Source organism: Streptomyces viridosporus (genome assembly GCF_002078235.1).
Lineage (GTDB): Bacteria > Actinomycetota > Actinomycetes > Streptomycetales > Streptomycetaceae > Streptomyces > Streptomyces viridosporus.
In genome coordinates this window covers 1-660 of record NZ_MSGP01000844.1, presented here as the reverse complement: position 1 = coordinate 660, position 660 = coordinate 1, and the positions used below count along the sequence as shown (strand labels likewise).

The following is a 660-nucleotide window of genomic DNA, read 5'->3' as shown; positions in this document are numbered from 1 at the left end:
CAGCCGGGTCATGACGGGCGCGGCCACATGCGTGAACAGGGCGCGGCGACCGTCGCACTCCACGCCCCAGGAGACCTTCCGGCCGAAGCGGTGCTCGGCGTCCCGGGCGACCGAGATCCGGGCGTCCCGGGTGCGTTCCCGGAATTCCTGGATCCGGCCCTCGACCGCCGCCTCCCGCTCGGCGGGCGAGGTCGTCGGGGAGCCGGCCCGCGAACCAGCCCCGCAGTCGTTCTCGTTGCTCGCTGGTAATCATGTAATGACCATTACTCGTACTTTTCATGAACGCAAGACGTCACGGAGTGGTCTGCCGACAGCAGAATCGGAATGTTTCAGGCCGATTGACGAGCGGCCGGTATCCGGCCATCTGGCGACTTCGCGAGGGCGGCGGCCGTGCGGTTACGGGGTCGACGTCCACATCTTCCGTGACATCCCGCCACTGATTCAACACGCAATGTTACCGAAACCCACACGGTCGAGATGAGTTTCCGTCGCGGAATCGGCAGACTCCCGCTCGCCGGTTCGGCACCGACCGAGCACGGGCCGGCGACTCTCGAAACGAGCGGAAGGATGCACACAATGCGGAACACCGCGCGCTGGACCACCGCCCTCGGCCTCACGGCCGCCGCCGTCTGCGCACCCCTGGCCGGGGCCGCGTCGGCC

At 67.9% G+C, this 660-nt stretch carries 1 pseudogene; it reads right to left on the bottom strand.

What is annotated here, in order from left to right:
* Positions 1-253 (bottom strand): annotated as a pseudogene (locus B7L92_RS43580) (Rv1265 family protein); the annotation flags it as partial.
* Positions 254-660 lie beyond the last annotated feature (407 nt).